The sequence below is a fragment of the Terriglobales bacterium genome (assembly GCA_035764005.1).
GTDB lineage: Bacteria > Acidobacteriota > Terriglobia > Terriglobales > Acidobacteriaceae > Gp1-AA112.
This window is the reverse complement of the sequence record DASTZZ010000095.1, coordinates 49,535-67,197: the sequence shown is the minus strand read 5'-3', so window position 1 is coordinate 67,197 and position 17,663 is coordinate 49,535. Positions and strand designations below refer to the sequence as shown.

The following is a 17,663-nucleotide window of genomic DNA, read 5'->3' as shown; positions in this document are numbered from 1 at the left end:
GCTCGGAATGACAATAAAAACGACTAACGTCGGAATGACAAAAAGACCGACTAACGCGACTTCGCAGGATTCGCAACAAACTTGTATCCCACGCCACGCACGGTAAGCAGATGTTTCGGTTTCGCAGGCACGTCTTCAATGTACCTGCGTAGCCTCACGATAAAGTTGTCGATCGCCCGCGTGTCGGTGTCTTCGCGCAAATCCCACACGTCTTCGAGAATCGACTTGCGAGAAACCGCCTTGCCTTCATTTCGAATCAGGTGCTTTAGCAGCTCGGCTTCCATTACGGTGAGCTGAATGGTCTGATTCTTCAAACGAAGCTCGAGCGTGCCGAAATCGAGACGCTTGCCATTAAAGGCAAAGATACTCTGCTCCTGATCGGGAGCGGCACTGGCCGAACTTTCCTGCTCTCCCGTCACCCATCGTTTTCGCCGCAGCAGGCCGCGCAGACGTGCGACCAGAATCGAGAGTTCGAATGGCTTGGGCAGATAATCATCGACACCGGCTTCGAATCCGCGCAGCACATCTTCAGGACGGCCGCGAGCGGTGAGCATGAGCACCGGAACATACTGCTTTGCATTACGGAGCTGGGTGACGACTTCGAATCCGTTGATGCCCGGCAGCATGACGTCGAGCACAACTGCATCGATTCCATTTGCGGAATTCAGCAGCAGTCTGAGTGCGGCTTCCCCATCGCCGACCATATCGGCATTCAAGCCTTCGGCCTCAAGGTTGAATTTGAGGCCGCGGGCGAGATGCTCTTCGTCTTCGACGATCAGGACTCGACTCATATCGCCCGTGGAAGCTGAATGGTGATGGTGGCGCCGCGGCCAGGTCCCTCGCTCTCGGCAAAAGCGTTGCCACCATATTTCTTAGCGATGCTGCGAACGATAAATAGTCCGAGGCCGCTGCCCTTCACGCGCGATACTTCCCTGTCGGCAACGCGATAGAAGCGTTTGAATACGCGTTTAAGTTCGTCGCGGGGAATACCGATTCCGTTGTCACGAATTTTCAAAAAGACGTTATCGCCTGCCAGGAGTTCTACCTGGATATCAACTTTCTTTCCCGAGTATTTAATCGCGTTATCGAGAACGTTGGACACGGCCGACCGAAGCTCTTCGCGACTTCCAATCACCTTGGCTGCTCCCTCACTAGTTTCATTCAAGAGTCGCAAGGACTCTGGAGAAAGATGATGGTGCGTTCTCGCCTCCTCCAGGCATTCCTTCACGAGTTTCTCCATATCGACGATTTCCTCGAGCTTGTTCTTGCGATGCCCTAGTTCCGCCGCCTGCAGAACCTGCTCGACCGTTCCCAGCAGACGATCAGAGTCCGCCAGCATCACGCGATAGAACTCCTGCCGTTGAGCCTCGTCCACCGCGCGACTCTGAAGTGTTTGCAGGTATAGACGAATGGAAGTGAGTGGCGTTTTCAGCTCGTGCGTGACAGCATGCAGAAAGCTGTCCTGCTGCTCATTACGCCGGATTTCCCGAACCAGGAAGATGGTGTTGAGCACCAGCCCGGCAATCACAATTCCGAAAAAGATGACGCCAAGAATCAGCGTCCCCAGCTCGCGCCAGTTGAGAACAATCCAACTGATGTTCAGCGTGATCGCTGCGGCAATCACGCACGAGCTGAGCGTGATGAAGAACGCAATTGCTTTGCGGCGGCTGCTGATGCGCATAGGTTAAGAATGCGAGGGCTTGCTAAATCGAGTGTAGCTTACGTCTATTCAGGGCGGGAGTTAACACGGAGGGAACGAAGGTTAACGAAGGTCACGGAGAACCTTCCGTATACTTCATGAGAACTTTGTGACCTTCGTATTAACTCCGGTTTGTTAGGTCTAGTCTGATCCGCCAGCTGAAGCCGATTTCGCTCGCGCCGTCTGCACGCCGTCGGAATAGAGCAACCTATAGACGGTCGCGTTACGCATAATCGCCTGCACGTACTCCCGCGTCTCGCTGAAGGGGATTGACTCGACAAATTCGTGAATATCCCGATATGGGCCTTGAGCCTGCCAAGCCTTTACGCGGTCCGCGCCGGCATTGTAAGCGGCGAGTGCGTATTCCACCTGGCCGCCAAAGCTGTCAACCAAGTGCTTGAAATAGCGCGTCCCGAGTTGAAGGTTCACTGCAGGATCGGTGAGCTGATCCTGATTGAAGTGCCGCATGCGAACTTCTTTTGCAAGAGTCTTCCCAACTGGCGGAAGCAACTGCATTAAACCCCACGCATTAGCACGCGAGACCGCCTGCGGATTGAACTCGGACTCCTGCCGAATGAGGCTGGCTACCAGGTACGGATCGAGCCCATTGGCGTTTGAGTAACGCTTTAAATCGTTCCAATACGGTTTTGGGAAAAGGATGTTCCATGCCCACTGTGGCATGTCGTCGATCTCGCCCGCAAAGTAACCCGGAACCGCGCGTTTCAATGATTGCAGGGCGCGATCGGGACGGTCAGCTTTGAGATAGACGCGCGCAATCTCTGCCTGGGCATAAAGCTTGTCAGATTCGGACCGCAGCTCCTGTACGGCAAAGTCGAAGAGTGCGGCGTTGGTAAGCAACTGCGCGCGCGCTACGCGCAGATCGTCGGACGGCGGATCGAACTCGTCCTTCGCGACGTCGGGCTGCTCGGGAATTTTGTCGAGCATTACGTCGTGCTTCGATTCGTCGAAGCGGAAGCGCAGACGCTCGGCGGCTAAATCAGCGTAGTAGTAATGCGGAAAGCGGCGTTGAATAAATGTGTAGTAATCGCCCGCGCGATTGAAGTCGCCATCTTCTTCAGCCAATCGCGCGCGCCAGTAGAGCGTTGCCGGAATCTCCTGGCCTGCGGGGTACATCGCGATCTGCTCGTCGAGCAGGCGCTTGGCTTCATCTTTGTTGCCGAGGCGCAGGTTCAGCCACGCTGCCTTCCAATGCGAGTACGGCGAATATTTACCTTTCGGGAAGAGCTTGTACTGGGAGCTGTAGAACTCGATCGCGGTCTTGTAATCCGGACGCAATAGGTACATGTTGCTGGCCGAGAGCAGCGCGTCCTGAAGATACGGACTCGCAGGAAACTTCTGCATCATCTGCGAGATGATCTGGCGCTCGGTATCGCCGTCGTCCTTGCTGCGAGCGATTTCGTGCAGATAGTAGAGACGCTGCGCCTCGTAATCTTCATTGCTGGCCGAGACAGAATCGAGCAGGCCCTTGGCTTCGTCGATCTTGTGCTGGCCATACAGCGCGCCGCCGAGTTTTACTGTCAGCTCCTGCTGCAGCGCTTGCTGGCTCATGTCGTTGCGAATGCTGTCGAGGATCGCGCGATATTCGTCGGCCGCCTGGTCGTAACGTCGGCCCTTCATCAACAACTCGGCGCGCGTGCGGCGCTGCTCCAGAGTCGGCGTAGAGACCAAGCCCTGTGTGCTCACCTTTACCAACTCGAGCTGCGCGGCAGAGGCTTCGGAGCTGAGCGGCATCTCGGCATACAGGTGGTTCCAAATTGAAACTGCTTTGGCAGTTTGCCCCGTGGCCGCGTAAGCGCGTCCTAATGCAAGCTCGACGTCGGGCTTGCTGTCGCGCATCGATTCCAGCAGACGAATGGCTTCGTCGTTCTGCTTATTGGCGAGCAGCGAATCCGCGCGCATCAGATCGGCCTGGCGGATGAAGAGTGAGTCAGGATGTTTCTCTGCGAATCCCTTCAACAATGCTGCGACCTGCTGCTGGTCGTTTGTGCCGGCTGCGCACTGTGCCAGGAAGAAATCGGCGTAGTCGGAGAGTTCACCGTTACGAGCAGCGGCCAGCTTGAGTTCCTTCTGAGCCTGCGGATATTCCTTCGCCTGCAAGTGGGCGTATCCGAGCACAAGATGCGCGAGCATCCCGCCCTCGTCGCTGCGATGCTTGACCGCATATCGTTCAACACCGGCGTATGCCGCAGGCGACGGCTGCTCAAGCAACTGCTTAGCCATTGGCCGCAGATCGGAGGACGCTACAAACGCTCGGCGGAGCTTCTGCCGATGAGCAGGCGTGACCCTATTGCGGCTGGAAGTCTTCTTCCGTTTGTGCGTTGTGGTGCGCTTGTGCGGCTTTTTGCTCGTGGACTGCGCCTGCATCAAGGCAGGGCTCGCGAAGCAGATCAGCAGACCTAGAGAAACAAAGAAACGAAAAAACACAGCAGATTGGCGTCCTAAATTCAGCTCACCTATAGATTAGACCAAGATCAGCCCGGAAAGTCGCTTCCAAGGAGAGAACGGTCGTTATCAGCAAGGATTCGGATCACTTCTGAGTCGAAATACTTACCCGAAGCCGCCGGCGTGGCGCTGTAACGCTTCTCGTATGTAGCCCGGCTCTTTTCAATGTCTTCCCGCAAGAGCTTGTAAATAGAGCGATTCTGCTTGCCCTCTGCGACCTTTGCTTGGTTGTAGAGCTTGATTTCGTCGACCAGAAGCTTGGCGAAGCGCTGCGCCTTTTTATGAATCTCCTGCTCGTCTGCAGGGACGTTGCCGAGCGATGGTTCGGCGGCGGGCGCAGATGTTGCTGCGGGACTGACAGGGGTTGACGAAACGCTGGCTGGCGCTGAAGCTTCAGCGCTTCCCTCGGCCCCAGGAGCAGCCTGTCTCTTACCAGCCTCGTGCTCGAGCCACACACAAGCAAAACGCGTGAGAACCTCGACAGCCGCATAGTCGGCAGCGCTCGAAGCCTTGCTGCCGGAATCGACGTAAAGGACTGCGGCGACCTTTTCCTTCACCACAAGGGGAAAGATTGTGCAGGAGTTGTCGTGAGGGGCTCCCTGCTGTTGTGCGAAAGCATCATCAAACTCCGCGATGGATCCCGAATGACGCGATCGATCCGCAATCGCCCGCGAAGCGAGCCCCTTCGAGGCATCGATCGAGATTCCGCGAATGTTCTCGTCGGCCAGTCCGCGCGCCTGCCAACCGGCCAAGGTGTTGCCGCGTACCACAAACAAAGCTACTCGCGCACCGAATTTGGCTGCTCCTTCAAGCAGCGCTTTGAGGATGTCGGCCTGGGAGTGTGCGTCGTGGATGCCTGCAACCGCGGCGCGGAGCACCTCGCTGGAGGCCTCGCGCTGAGCCGATGGACCGGCGCCGTTGCCGGAAGATGCCAGTAAGGGAGCAATCTCGCGGATTACGTCTTCGGCGATCTCCCTCCGCAAGTGCTCAACGTGATCGCCGAGGCGCTTGGAGGACGCGCGCTCTACCGTGTTCCGAAGTTGTTCGAGGTCAGCCATGTGGCGTCTGGCCGGATTATAAGTGAATCGGGTGAACTACGGTCAGTACCGTCTGCGGTAGCAGATGAGTGCGTGGCTGATCATTACCCATCCGCTACCCGCGGACGGTACTGACCGACAAGACGTCTCGGTTCCGTCACTCAATCACAATCTTCGCCTGCATATCGTCGTGACCCGGTCCGCAGATGATGCTGCAGTTGACTTTGAATTCGCCCTTTTTTGACGTGTCGATGGGTATTTTCACCGTTGTCCCGGGCTGAATGGATTCATTAATCCCAAGCTGCTCCACTTGAAACCCGTGCTGAACGTCTTTGGTCGAAACTTGAAGCTCGAGGTGTTCGCCCTGTTTTGCTCGAATTATTGCGGGCTCAATGGCGAATTTTCGCATTGTCACAAACACAAATTCGTAGTGCAGCTCGGAAGGCTTGCTGTTGCAGGAACTTAGGAGCAGCGCGCCAATCAGCGCAAACAGATGAAATCTGGCTTTATCGGGCAGCAAAGAATAAGTGATTAAACTAAATGCACGGGGAATGCGTACTTGCATTTAAGATAACAGACTCAATATTTGTGAGTCGTACAGGTATGAACAGTCTTGAAGCACCAAAAATTGCGGAGCCACAGACCGAAGAACTGGCGCTGGTAGAAGCGGCACGCCAGGGCGACGTCGGCGCGTTTGAGCAATTAATCAAGCGCTACGACCGGAATGTGTTCCGTATCGCGCAGCACATCACGCAGAACCGCGAGGACGCCGAAGACGTTGTTCAGGACGCCTTTATCAAGGCCTACCAGAACCTGAATCAATTCCAGGGCAATTCGAAGTTCTATACATGGCTTGTGCGCATAGCAGTGAATGAAGCCCTGATGAAACTGCGCAGGCGAAAGACTAGCAAAACTGTATCGATCGACGAGGACGTGGAGACCGAAGAGGGCAGCATGCCCCGCGAGGTCGCCGATTGGGGTCCAAACCCGGAACAGCTTTACGGTCAATCGGAATTGGGGGACATACTCCAAAGGACAATCCAAGGTTTACCCCAAAGTTTCCGCACCGTTTTCGTATTGCGGGACATCGAAGGATTATCGACAGAAGAGACGGCAGAGATGTTAAATTTAAGCGTCCCTGCCGTGAAATCGCGGCTTTTGAGAGCAAGGCTCCAACTTCGGGAGCGCCTCAACCGCTACTTCCAAAAAGGTAAAAGGGACGGGGCTAAGCCGCAGTGAAGTGCAAAGACTTCCTTAAAGAACTGAACGAATACCTGGACGGCAACATTGACGTCCAGCTTAAAACGGAGCTGGAAGAACACCTCCAGTGGTGCCACAACTGCTTCGTTGTCTGCAATACAACGCAAAAGACCATCGAGATCTACCGAGACAACGAAGTTTATCCCCTCCCAGAACCCATCCGAGATCGACTCCACCAAGCAATCGTCAGCAAATGTAAAAGCAAGCGGGAACAGACTACCTAGGATTGCGTACAGGGCAGGCCTGGCCCAGTCTTAGTCTTTACGACAAAAGTTCGAAATTCAAAATTAAGCATGCGCCGGCGTCTGTCGATGTAGTGCTCACTGGGAGAACCCCAGATAGGGCGATAAACTGTAGCTCAGAAGGCCTTCACCGAAGCCATTCTGGTGCTCTGATGCGCAGGATCTTTGCTTTGCTCCCGCTGCTGTGGCTCGTGGTTGGAATCTGTGCACGCGCTGATTCCACGCCGCAGCCCAAAGTTCCCATTCCGGAGAGCGGATACTTTTCTGCACACGAATATACCAATGCGTACTTTGGGTTCACGATTCAATTGCCCAAATCGGGCAATTTTCAGATCCGCGACTTCAGCCAGAAAAACAACACGCGGGTCCAGCACTACCTGCTGAGCCAATCGTCTTCACAAAAAGACTTCGTAGAGTGGAGCATCACTGCTACACAGGTATTCAAAGATCCTGATATGGCAGCGGAAAAGGCTGTAATCTTCCCCGACGCTCCGAAGCAGGATGGTCCACAGGCATTGAGTATTGGCCGGCACCTGTTTTGGAAGAGCGAGACCGAGAAGACTGATTCGAAACCGAAGCTGTATCAGATGCGCTACGCGACCGGCATCGGCGGCTTTGTTATTCAGTTTTCGGTGTACTCGTACAGCGGCAAGTTGAAGGAGGAGCTTCGCCAGAACATTGAGTCAATCAAGTTCTTCGATCCGGCGAACGTCAAGCAGGAACTCGCGAAGGATGCTCAGCCATATCTGCCCGAGGCAGCGCTTTGGTGGCTCACGAACGCTCCGCAACTCGATCTTGCCAAACTCGACACCGGCACGCTCTTTGGCACAAAGTACGTGAATTCCAGCTTGGGATTTTCCTACTTATTCCCGAACGCCTGGCGCATTGCAGTCGGAGATCCCAGCGATCCCAAGGGCGAACACGACACCCGTTCAGGGTCGTTGAACACACCACAGAGTTTTTCGGAGCAGTGCATTCGCGTTCTCGCTTCCGCAGTTCAGCCCGCAGATGGACAGTCCGGATTCAGTCCTCGCATCGTGATCGCCGCCGCCGATCCCGCCTGTTACGCACCCGGCGAGAAATATCCCGAATCAGCGCTCGACCGCACCGGCCTTCAGGTTTTCGGCGCCAGCTTGATTCGTGCATTCGCTGGCAGCCCACTCATGGGGCGCTCGGCAAAGACTATGCGGGCCGCAGAGATCGGAAATCATCTTTTCTTTGAGATTCCCAGCTCAACTTCAGCGCCAATCGTCGGCTCCGCTTTACGGCGCAAGATCCATATGCTTTTCGTGCTTACCAGTATTCGCAACTACTGGGTGATCTGGCTTCTCGAAAGCGATAGCGAATCGGAACTCGGTAACTTGGTAAAGACGTCGATCTCTTTCGATTCCGGAACACGCCCCGGGAAGTAAGCGCAGATCCAAATGTGCTTGGTTCAGCGCACGCCCAGAATCCCCCCTCGCACACTCCCTCTGTCGTTCCGTGCTCTACAACGTTTTAGACAATCGTTTTCTCCTTGCTGAATCCAGGCTGGGACATTAACATTCCCGCTTCGCAGTCATCCCTCTTTCAGGCATGAACATGAACACACATTGCAGGCAACGTTGGACCCGGATTCTGCCTTTGCTTCTCGTTGTGGCCGTGCTGTTCTGCCACATCACACTGGCGCAACAGACCGAGCAGCCACCGGCGAATGTATCCAAACTGCCGTTCATGAATCCATCGCTGCCGGTCGAGCAGCGCGTGAACGACTTGCTGAAGCGTATGACAGTGGAAGAAAAGGTGTCTCAACTCGTCAACCAATCGCGTGCTATTCCCCGATTGGGAATTCCCGCCTATGACTGGTGGAGCGAGAGCCTGCATGGCGTTCTGTCCAACGGGACCACGGAGTTTCCGGAGCCAATCGGACTGGCTGCGACCTTCGACACGAAAACCATCCACCAGATGGCAGTCGACATCGGCATCGAGGGACGCATCAAGCATATGCAGTTCGTTCGCGCCGGCCACAGCAACATCTTTGAAGGGCTGGACTTCTGGGCGCCGAACATCAACATCTTTCGTGATCCGCGCTGGGGACGCGGGCAGGAAACCTACGGCGAAGATCCATTCCTCACCGCGCGCATGGGCGTCGCCTTTGTTACCGGTATGCAAGGCGACGATCCAAAGTACTATCGCGTGATTTCCACTCCTAAGCACTTCGCCGTACACAGTGGACCTGAACCGACACGCCACACTGCCGATGTAGTCGTGAGCAAGCACGATGAACTCGACACATACTTGCCGGCCTTTCGCGCCACGGTTACGGAAGCGAAAGCAGGTTCGGTAATGTGTGCCTACAACAGCATCAATGGACAGCCAGCCTGCGTGAATCAGTTCCTGCTCGACGATCAATTGCGTGGTAAATGGAAATTCCAGGGATACGTTGTCTCCGATTGCGGCGCGGTGATCAACATCTTCCAGGATCACCATTTCACCAAGACGCAAGCTGAAGCATCCGCCCTCGCGGTCCAGCGCGGCATGGACAACGAATGCGTCGACTTTCTTGCCAAGGTCACTGACGATCACGATTACAAGCCATATCTCGACGCCTACAAGGAAGGCATCTTGAAGCAAGGCGAGATCGATACTGCCCTCCGCCGCCTCTTCACCGCGCGGATCAAGTTGGGCATGTTCGATCCTCCCGAAATGGTGCCATACACCAAAATTGACGAGAGCCAACTCGACAGCGCTGAACATCGCGCCCTGGCTCGCAAGCTGGCGAATGAATCGATGGTGCTGCTCAAAAACGATGGCATCCTTCCCTTAAAGAAAAGCGGAATTAAGATCGCCGTCATTGGCCCACTTGCCGATCAGACGAAGGTGCTTCTCGGGAATTACACTGGCATTCCCAACCACACGGTATCGATGCTGGAAGGATTAAAGGCGGAATTTCCTGAAGCGCAGATCAGTTTCGTTCCGGGAACGCAGTTCCTGCGCAATGAAGGCGAACCGGTTCCGGCTTCGATGCTGACTACTCCCGACGGACAGCCTGGAGTTAAAGTCGATTTCTCTACAGGCGAACTGTTTGGAGCCAAACCTACGCCGATCACGAGCCGTCAGCAATCGACGGTCGAGTTGCAAGCAGAGGATGTTCCACCCGAAGCTTCCGGCAAGCCGTTAATGGTTGAATGGAACGGTATCCTTACGCCGACGGAAACCGGGGAGTTCAACATTGGCGTCAGGGCGCAAGGAACGTTTGCGTCGGTCAGCGTCGACGGTAAGCTGCTCGCGCAAGAATTCATGGGGACTGCAAACGACCTCGAATCCAAAGTCGGACATGTTCATTTGGAGCAAGGCAAAAAGGTCGCAATCAAGGCCCGTTACGGACGGACGCAACCAGGTCCCATCCAAATGGAACTGATCTGGTCGAAGTACGACCGCACTCCATCTCCCCAAGCGGTCACTGCGGCAAGAGAAGCTGACGTAGTGGTTGCCGCAGTCGGCATCACCAGCGAACTTGAAGGCGAAGAGATGCCGGTGAGCGAAGAAGGCTTCAAGGGAGGCGATCGCACCAGCCTCGATCTTCCCAAACCGGAACACGATCTGCTCGAAGCTGTAGCCTCTGCGGGCAAACCTCTGGTTGTCGTGCTGATGAACGGCAGCGCGCTCGGCGTGAACTGGGCGAATGAGCACGCGAATGCGATTCTCGAAGCCTGGTACTCAGGCGAAGAAGGCGGCGCCGCAATCGCGGAAACTCTGAGCGGCAAAAACAACCCCAGTGGTCGTCTGCCGGTTACTTTCTATAAAGACATTAGCCAGCTGCCGCCTTTCGAAGAGTACGCGATGGCGAACAGAACGTATCGGTATTTCGAAGGCGCGCCGTTGTACCCCTTCGGATACGGGCTGAGCTACACGCAGTTCGATTACAGCGACCTGAAGCTGCCCTCAGGCGCTATAAAGGCCGGCGCTCCTCTCCATGCTGAGGTCACAGTGAAGAACACTGGAGAAAAACAAGGCGACGAAGTAGTCCAGCTCTATCTCAGCTTTCCCAATGTGCAGGGTGCTCCACACAAAGCGCTGCGCGGGTTCGAGCGCGTGCACTTGAACGCTGGTGAAAGCAAGACCGTCGCATTTGATCTCAAAGGTCGCGATCTGAGCATGGTGTCCGAAGCGGGCCAGCCAATGATCGCTGCAGGGACTTACAAAATTTCGGTTGGCGGCGGGCAGCCGGGAACCGAAGCCAAGACGGTCAACGGCACTTTTTCAATTCGTGGAGAGGCGAAGCTGCCGGAGTAGCGCATCTGGAGGAACAAGAAAGCCTCGGCGCATTCAGAATCACAGCCGTTTGCGGGCAGACCGCAGACCGGCCGCCGACAATTGCAGGGTACCGCAAGCGGCGTTCTCGTCATCCAAGATTGAGAGCGCTTATGTCTCCCAAGCTTCGCTCCATTTCGGCTGCAAATTTCCTGCCGGCGCGCAAGACACTTCCGGCGCTGCGCGAGGCCGCAAAGTCGTGCCGTGGCTGCGATCTATGGCAGCGCGGTACGCAAACTGTGTTTGGAGAAGGAAAGCCGGGCGCGGAAGTGATGCTGGTTGGCGAGCAGCCGGGCAACGATGAAGATCTGCAAGGACGTCCGTTTGTCGGTCCTGCGGGCCGAGCTCTGGACAAGGCGCTTGCTGCTGCAGGCATCGACCGCGATGACGTTTATGTAACCAACGTCGTAAAGCATTTCAAATGGGAACCGCGCGGCAAGCGCCGCATTCACAAGAAGCCTAACGGAATGCAGATTGCCGCGTGCCGTCCGTGGTTCGACGAAGAAGTGAATGTGGTTAAGCCAAAAGTCATCGTCGCACTCGGAGCGACGGCGGCGCAGGCTCTGCTCGGACGCGATTTCCGCGTCACTCAAAGTCGCGGGAAAGTAATTTCAACCGGAGCGACTCCGATTATTGCCACAGTCCACCCTTCCTCGATTTTGCGAGCGCCCGATGACGAATCCCGCCACGCTGAGATGGCCAAGTTCATCGATGACCTCCGCGTAGTGGCCTCGCACATCCATAGCAGTAGGAAAGCTGCTTGAACCGGCTTGAACTATGGATGCTGCCGATTCCGACAGCGAATCACTGAAAGTCAGTACCGTCCGCGGTAGCGGATGGGTGAGTGCGACGTACTGCTGACCCATTCGCTACCGCGAACGGTACTGACGCGCGTTGCAAAGGCGCTCGCATTATTGGCTAGATCGGTACCGCGAACACGTGCGCAGCAAACCCATCCAGCTTGATAAACAATCCCCACTGCTTCAGGTCTGAGCTTTGCCGTTCATATACGTGCCCGTTCAGCACGTCATCGAAACGCAGCGAAGGTGATCGCAGCATCTCTGTGGGAAGGTAGATTCTCCCGGTAGAGATTCCCGCGCCAAGATTCACTACAACGAGCCGATAGCTTCCTTGTCCAGTCCACAGGTAAGCAATAAGATCTGAAGCCGTGTGGTCGCTCGAATCTTCGACTTCGAGCAGCTTCCAATTTGAGCCGTGGAACTCAGCAGCATCGACGATCCTTAATATCCGCTCATATAGGTTTAAGACTTCAGCATCACTTACTTCTTCTCGCGTGCGCGCGAGCTGCACAACGGCTTGGGTCGGCAGGCCCTCGAGCTGCCCATCGTTGAGAAAGTGCATTCCCGGAATGGTACACGCGAGAACCGCGACCGCCGGCAGCCGGTTCTTGCCGAAAGCCGTCGCAGCGCGGCCTTCATCGTGGTTTTCAAGAAAGCGCACCGAGCGCGACTGGAACTCCCAATCGGCTTTGAGGTGCAGATAAACGTCGCGGACAAACCCATCGTGCAGGCGGTCATAGAGCCGCTTGTCATACGTAAAGTTAAACCCAAGCTGCTGTAGGGCCCACTCGCAATCGCAATAAGCTTCGGCGATCCAGATGAAGTCCGTAACCGCCCGCGTCGCCTCGCGCCAGAACTCTTCCACAGGCGCAGCTATCCCTTCCAACAATGGCTCCCAGTTCTGATGGAAGCTGTCATTGAGCAGCAGCATCGCCATGTCGCAGCGCGCGCCATCGCAGAACTGTGCGATGCGGCGAATCTGCTCGATCATCGCTGCCCGCAGTTCCGGGTTGAAATAGTTGAGCTGAGCGGTGTCGGTCCACGGAGCAAAGTTCGGATCGCGTCCGTACGCGATCACTTCCGGCCTGCCATTCGCGCCTTCGCTCATGAAAAAATCGCCGGGTGCCTTACGATACGCCGCGAGATCGCCGCGAACGTAATACTCGGGATGTTCAAGAACCCAGGGATGGTCCTGCCCTGTATGGTTCGGCACAAAATCGAGAATCAGGCGCATTCCGAGGTCGTTAAGCTGGCGACGAACAGCTTCCAAATCTTCCCGGCTTCCGATCAGCGGATCGGGTTCGTATCGCTCGATCGAGAATGGCGAGCCGGCGACGTCTTCCAGCGTCCAGCCAGGAAGCGCCTCGTCATATCGAGAGAAAAGCGGCAAATGGCTGCGCGACAGCAGGCGGCCTGTCGTACTCCGCTTCCATATGCCCATGAGGTAAACGAGATCGAAGCCAAGAGCTCGCAGGCGCTCCCATTCTGAAACGGGAACATCGCCCAGCAATACCTTCTGGCCTAATTTGCGGCTTAGCTTGGATAACCACTGCAGTGTGCTGATTTCGTAAAGCTGCGGATGCCGCCTCAGCGAAGGAAGAGTGCTCATTAGCGATTTGCAGCACCAGCAATCATTTGCCAGTGGTGATGCAGAGATTCTATTCGCTTCGTGGAGGTGTCATGACAGCGAACTCAGGTCCGGGCGCGGCGCTCGTCTGCTGCGCCGCTGAACGGTTGTCTTTATCGGCTCACTGCTAAGATAGAGGATTGCGTTCAGGCTCATATCCATCGCAGTAGGTTTCCATATACATGAAGACTGGCATTATCGGCCTGCCTCAGGTGGGCAAGACATCGCTGTTCAAGATTCTGACCAAAGCTCAAGTGGAGGAGCGTGGACACAATCCGCGTGAGGCCCATATTGGGATTGCGAAGGTACCCGACGAGCGCCTCGATAAGCTTTCGGCCCTGTACAGTCCAAAGAAACTCATTCATGCAACCGTGGAATACTCTGACGTCGCCGCTATCGGTAAGGAGGCGTTGAAAGAATCTGCTTACGCGAACAATCTGAGGACGGTTGACGCTCTCATTCACGTGCTGCGTGCATTTGACGAGCCCTCGATTCCTCATGTTGGTGAAATCGACCCGCTGCGCGACGCGCGCAACGTTGATTTCGATCTGGTAGTCAATGATCTCGGCCAGATCGAGAAGCGCCTGGAGCGTCTGGAAAAAGATTTGAAGAAAATGAAGTCGGCCGAACTGGAGCGCGAGTTCGATCTGCTGAAGCGTGCTAAGGCGCATCTCGAATCCGAGCGCCCGCTGCGCGAGATGGAGATGTCACCCGAAGATAGAAAGCGCATTCGCGGATTCATGTTTTTGAGCCAAAAACCAATCCTTTATGTACTGAACGTGAATGAGAGTTCCACGCTCGGTTCCGATCTGGAACAAGCTCCGGCAAAGTACAAGTTGACCGAGTATGCCTCGCGTCCAAACGCAGGAGTCACCGCGATTTGCGGAAAAGTGGAAGCCGAGCTCGCGGACATGGGCGACGAAGAAGCCGCGGAGTTTCTCGCAAGCTATGGCTTAAAAGAGAGCGGTCTCGTGCGCCTCATTCGCAAAAGCTACGAGCTACTCGGACTCATTTCATTCTTCACCGTCGGTGAAGACGAATGCCGGGCCTGGACGATCGAGCGCGGATCCCGCGCGCAGGCAGCGGCCGGAGCGATCCATTCCGATCTGGAGAAGCATTTCATTCGCGCTGAGACGATCCATTGGGATCAGCTTCTGGAAGCCGGTTCAGAGGCCAACGCGCGCTCGCGCGGCACGCTGCGACTTGAAGGCAAAGACTACATCGTGCGCGATGGCGACGTGATGCACATCCGCCACAGCGCCTGAACGATGTCCCCTCTCGCTCTCACTATCATCCTGGGACTCACCGCGGCGATGGCCGACGGCGTGGGTGGCCTGATCATCATTCAGCGTCATTGGGAGCGGCGTTATCTACGCTACTTTGTCGCGGTCGGATCGGGATTCATGCTGGCAACAGCGTTAGTCGAGATGCTCCCCGAGAGCCTGCGCATTGCGCCGAAACATGCTCCGGCATTCCTGCTGCTGGGGTACTTTCTCGTTCATTTTTTCGAGCACACCGTTGTCCCTCATTTCCATTTCGGGGAAGAAACGCACGCCGGGGAGTTCATCCACACGCACAAGAGCTATTCGGTACTGCTCGGCCTGGTGGTCCACACGTTCTTCGACGGGATCGCGATCGCCTCCGGATTCCTGATTTCGAACTGGTTGGGATGGGTGATCTTCATAGCCGTATTCCTGCATAAAATTCCAGAAGGCTTCACCGTCGGCTCGGTGATGCTGGCCAGCGGACGCTCTCGCCGCATGGCGTTCACCTCATCGGTGATCCTAGGGGCTTCCACTCTGCTGGGCGTACTTGCCATGCGCGCGTTTGCACCGATGCTCCATGTCGGACTGCCGCTGTCTGCGGGTGTCACGTTGTATGTTGCCGCGTCTGATCTGATTCCAGAAGTGAATAAGGAGCCCGGAATCAGAATGGCACTGCTCGTCTTTGTTGGAGTAGCCGTGCTCCTAGTACTGGATAGTTGGATCCGCGTTTGATCTGAAACTCGGCGTTTTTATCGCTGTGCCTCTTAAAGAATGAGATCGGACGCCTATTGTTTGTTTGAATTCATTCCAACTTGTCGGTTTCTCATCGCGCGATAATTTCCACATGGCTACCTACTCGGGCACACCTGGCCACCAGATGGTCTCAACCAGCTTCGAGCTTCCCGGATATCGCGTGGTGCGAACACTCGGCGTGGTCCGCGGAATCGTGGTCCGCTCGCGTTCCATTTTCGGAACCATCGGAGCTGGATTGCAGACACTGGTTGGCGGCAACATCAGTCTGCTTACCAATCTCTGCGAAAAGACGCGTGCGGAAGCTTTCGATCTGATGCTGAAGCACGCTGGAGACCTCGGAGCGAATGCGGTGATCGGCGCTCGCTACGACGCTACTGAGATCATGCAGGGAGTCACTGAAGTACTGGCTTATGGAACCGCGGTGGTTGTGGAACGTGCTCCGCAGTAGCTAGGATCGCCTGCCCTGCAGAACCGCGAATGCGTCTTTGCGCCAAAGGACTTCGACGCGGAAGCCTGCGTCCTCCATGAGCACGATCTCCGAAGCAAGCGGCACATATACGTCCTCTTTCGCCCACGCGCTCAGGTAATCGCCCGCTTGCCGCTCGTCATAGGACAATCGCAAATGAGTTTTCCAGGCCTCAAACTGGCGCTTCGCGATCCTCTTCTCCTGCGCTGGCTGACAATCAACGTTGACGATTTGGCCTCCGGAACGAAGCGCTACGGCGATCCGCTGATAAAGAGCACGTTTGGCGCTGCGCGTGCGTACATGGTGCAGAGCAAAGGAAGCAACGATGGCATCACAGGGCGGGATCTCGCAACGAAGAAACGAACTGCAGATAAACTGCGCACCCGAAACACGCCTTTCTGCAGCTTTCAACATCTCTGGATCCGAATCGACGCCCACGAACTTTGCTGCGGGCGCGAAGGCGCGACAGCGAGCAGAAAGTGCTCCCGTTCCAACTCCGAGATCGACAATGATTCCCGAAGCGGGATCGACATACGAAGCAGCGACATCCAGCATTTCCTCGTAATGCGGTATGAATGTGCGGATGCGCGCGTCGTATTGCGCCAGATCAATGCCAAGATGTGCGGCGACTCCCATTCGTTTGCTAAGCCGGTCTGCCTTCTCCTGCGGCACTCACGTGTTGACGATGCGAAAACGATTCGACCTCCTGCGCGCCATTCGTGCTCGGACGAGCCAGCGTGCTGGCTTTACGCGTGGTCGTGTCGATCGCTCTTATGAGCGTAGCGCGAATGCTGCCTTCTTCCAATTCGAGCAAGCCTTCCACGGTGCATCCTCCCGGCGTGGTGACTTCGCTCTTCAGAATGGCTGGATGTAGCCCCGTCTCGAGCACCATCGAGGCGGCGCCCAAAGTTGCTTGAGCTGCCAATGTGGTCGCCAGATCGCGAGGCAAGCCCATGCGAATGCCACCTTCAGCGAGCGCTTCGACAATTGTGTAGATGAATGCGGGCCCACTGGCCGAGAGGCCGGTGACCGCATCCATCATTGCCTCGTCGACTTCGGCGGTGCGTCCCATCAGTGCGAAAAGCTCCGCCGCTCGCGCCAGATGGTCGGCAGTTGCAAACCGTCCGGCACACAAGGCGGTCATGCCCTTCCCGATTCGACACGCTGTATTCGGCATTGCGCGTACGACGGCAAGTCGTCGGCCCAATGCTGCTTCGATCGATTGGGTTGTGACTGCACTGGCTATAGAGATAATCAACGCATCCTCGTTCAGCTCTGATCGGATCTCCTGAAGAACGGCTTGCATGAAGAGCGGCTTAACGCAGAGCAGTACCACGCCAGCATTGCGTACGGCCGCCGAATTGTCGGTCCCCACGTTCATGCCGAGCTGTTTCGACACGCTTGCGGCGCGATGAGCGTGCTTCACCGTCGCAGTCGCATTGGCAAAAATTCCATTGCCGCTCTTGATCATGGCCGCAAGGAGTGAACTGCCCATCTTCCCTGCTCCGAGTACGGCGATGTGGTCTCCTCGACCGTAACTGATACTCATCTTCTTCTCCTCTCGTGATTCGCGCAAAAACAAAAAGACCTACAACGCTTTCGCGATGCAGGTCTTTGGATGATGCCGAATTTATCTGTTCTTAGGCGTCTTCCATCCAACCACACCATCGCGCACACGCCGGCGGCGGGCACGGGATCGGCGGGTTGAAGCTCCGCAAGAACATTGAGTGAACTTTACGCCGGATTACCGGGGGAATG

16 protein-coding genes are annotated in these 17,663 nt (G+C 55.9%); 8 read left to right on the top strand and 8 right to left on the bottom strand.

Going from position 1 to position 17,663, the window contains the following annotated elements:
• Positions 1-50: 50 nt before the first annotated feature.
• The 5 genes from VFU50_15355 to VFU50_15335 all read right to left on the bottom strand — a co-directional run bounded on the left by VFU50_15355 (position 51) and on the right by VFU50_15335 (position 5,719).
• Positions 51-791 (bottom strand): response regulator transcription factor, encoded by a 741-nt coding sequence (locus VFU50_15355; protein HEU5234238.1) that lies wholly within the window; start codon positions 789-791, stop codon positions 51-53.
• Entirely contained in the window at positions 788-1,681 is an 894-nt protein-coding gene (locus VFU50_15350) for a HAMP domain-containing sensor histidine kinase (protein HEU5234237.1), read from the bottom strand. The genes VFU50_15355 and VFU50_15350 overlap by 4 nt, the downstream gene beginning before the upstream one ends.
• Positions 1,682-1,840: 159 nt before the next feature.
• Positions 1,841-4,144, bottom strand: a complete 2,304-nt coding sequence (locus VFU50_15345; GenBank protein HEU5234236.1) for a transglycosylase SLT domain-containing protein — start codon at positions 4,142-4,144, stop codon at positions 1,841-1,843.
• A 47-nt stretch (positions 4,145-4,191) separates the two neighbouring features.
• Positions 4,192-5,220: a GAF domain-containing protein gene (locus tag VFU50_15340; protein HEU5234235.1), complete on the bottom strand. Its 1,029-nt coding sequence runs from the start codon at positions 5,218-5,220 to the stop codon at positions 4,192-4,194.
• Positions 5,221-5,356: 136 nt separating this feature from the next.
• Entirely contained in the window at positions 5,357-5,719 is a 363-nt protein-coding gene (locus VFU50_15335; protein HEU5234234.1) for a cupredoxin domain-containing protein, read from the bottom strand.
• 83 nt (positions 5,720-5,802) lie between these two features.
• On the opposite strand from VFU50_15335, the gene VFU50_15330 reads away from it, so the two are divergent.
• The 5 genes from VFU50_15330 to VFU50_15310 all read left to right on the top strand — a co-directional run bounded on the left by VFU50_15330 (position 5,803) and on the right by VFU50_15310 (position 11,758).
• Positions 5,803-6,438 (top strand): sigma-70 family RNA polymerase sigma factor, encoded by a 636-nt coding sequence (locus VFU50_15330; GenBank protein ID HEU5234233.1) that lies wholly within the window; start codon positions 5,803-5,805, stop codon positions 6,436-6,438.
• On the top strand, positions 6,435-6,683 hold the full coding sequence (locus tag VFU50_15325; protein ID HEU5234232.1) for a zf-HC2 domain-containing protein: 249 nt from the start codon (positions 6,435-6,437) through the stop codon (positions 6,681-6,683). Before VFU50_15330 ends, VFU50_15325 begins: the two co-directional genes overlap by 4 nt.
• A gap of 170 nt (positions 6,684-6,853) precedes the next feature.
• Positions 6,854-8,113, top strand: coding sequence for a hypothetical protein (locus VFU50_15320; GenBank protein HEU5234231.1), 1,260 nt, complete (start codon positions 6,854-6,856; stop codon positions 8,111-8,113).
• A 211-nt stretch (positions 8,114-8,324) separates the two neighbouring features.
• Positions 8,325-10,976, top strand: a complete 2,652-nt coding sequence (locus VFU50_15315) for a glycoside hydrolase family 3 C-terminal domain-containing protein (protein ID HEU5234230.1) — start codon at positions 8,325-8,327, stop codon at positions 10,974-10,976.
• A 131-nt stretch (positions 10,977-11,107) separates the two neighbouring features.
• Entirely contained in the window at positions 11,108-11,758 is a 651-nt protein-coding gene (locus tag VFU50_15310) for a UdgX family uracil-DNA binding protein (protein HEU5234229.1), read from the top strand.
• 154 nt (positions 11,759-11,912) lie between these two features.
• Here the strand turns inward: VFU50_15310 and VFU50_15305 are convergent, their stop codons facing one another.
• Positions 11,913-13,403: an alpha-amylase family glycosyl hydrolase gene (locus VFU50_15305; GenBank protein HEU5234228.1), complete on the bottom strand. Its 1,491-nt coding sequence runs from the start codon at positions 13,401-13,403 to the stop codon at positions 11,913-11,915.
• Between the two features lie 200 nt (positions 13,404-13,603).
• Here VFU50_15305 and ychF point away from each other — a divergent pair, with 200 nt between their 5' ends.
• The 3 genes from ychF (at position 13,604) to VFU50_15290 (ending at position 15,887) form a co-directional block, all read left to right on the top strand.
• Positions 13,604-14,686, top strand: coding sequence for a redox-regulated ATPase YchF (gene ychF, locus VFU50_15300; GenBank protein HEU5234227.1), 1,083 nt, complete (start codon positions 13,604-13,606; stop codon positions 14,684-14,686).
• A 3-nt stretch (positions 14,687-14,689) separates the two neighbouring features.
• Positions 14,690-15,418 (top strand): ZIP family metal transporter, encoded by a 729-nt coding sequence (locus tag VFU50_15295; GenBank protein HEU5234226.1) that lies wholly within the window; start codon positions 14,690-14,692, stop codon positions 15,416-15,418.
• A gap of 112 nt (positions 15,419-15,530) precedes the next feature.
• The gene (locus VFU50_15290; GenBank protein HEU5234225.1) at positions 15,531-15,887 is read left to right on the top strand and encodes a YbjQ family protein; all 357 of its coding nucleotides are present in this window, start codon (positions 15,531-15,533) and stop codon (positions 15,885-15,887) included.
• Here the strand turns inward: VFU50_15290 and VFU50_15285 are convergent, their stop codons facing one another.
• On the bottom strand, positions 15,888-16,541 hold the full coding sequence (locus tag VFU50_15285) for a class I SAM-dependent methyltransferase (protein ID HEU5234224.1): 654 nt from the start codon (positions 16,539-16,541) through the stop codon (positions 15,888-15,890).
• A gap of 7 nt (positions 16,542-16,548) precedes the next feature.
• Positions 16,549-17,454 (bottom strand): pyrroline-5-carboxylate reductase, encoded by a 906-nt coding sequence (gene proC / locus VFU50_15280; protein HEU5234223.1) that lies wholly within the window; start codon positions 17,452-17,454, stop codon positions 16,549-16,551.
• Between the last annotated feature and the right edge of the window lie 209 nt (positions 17,455-17,663).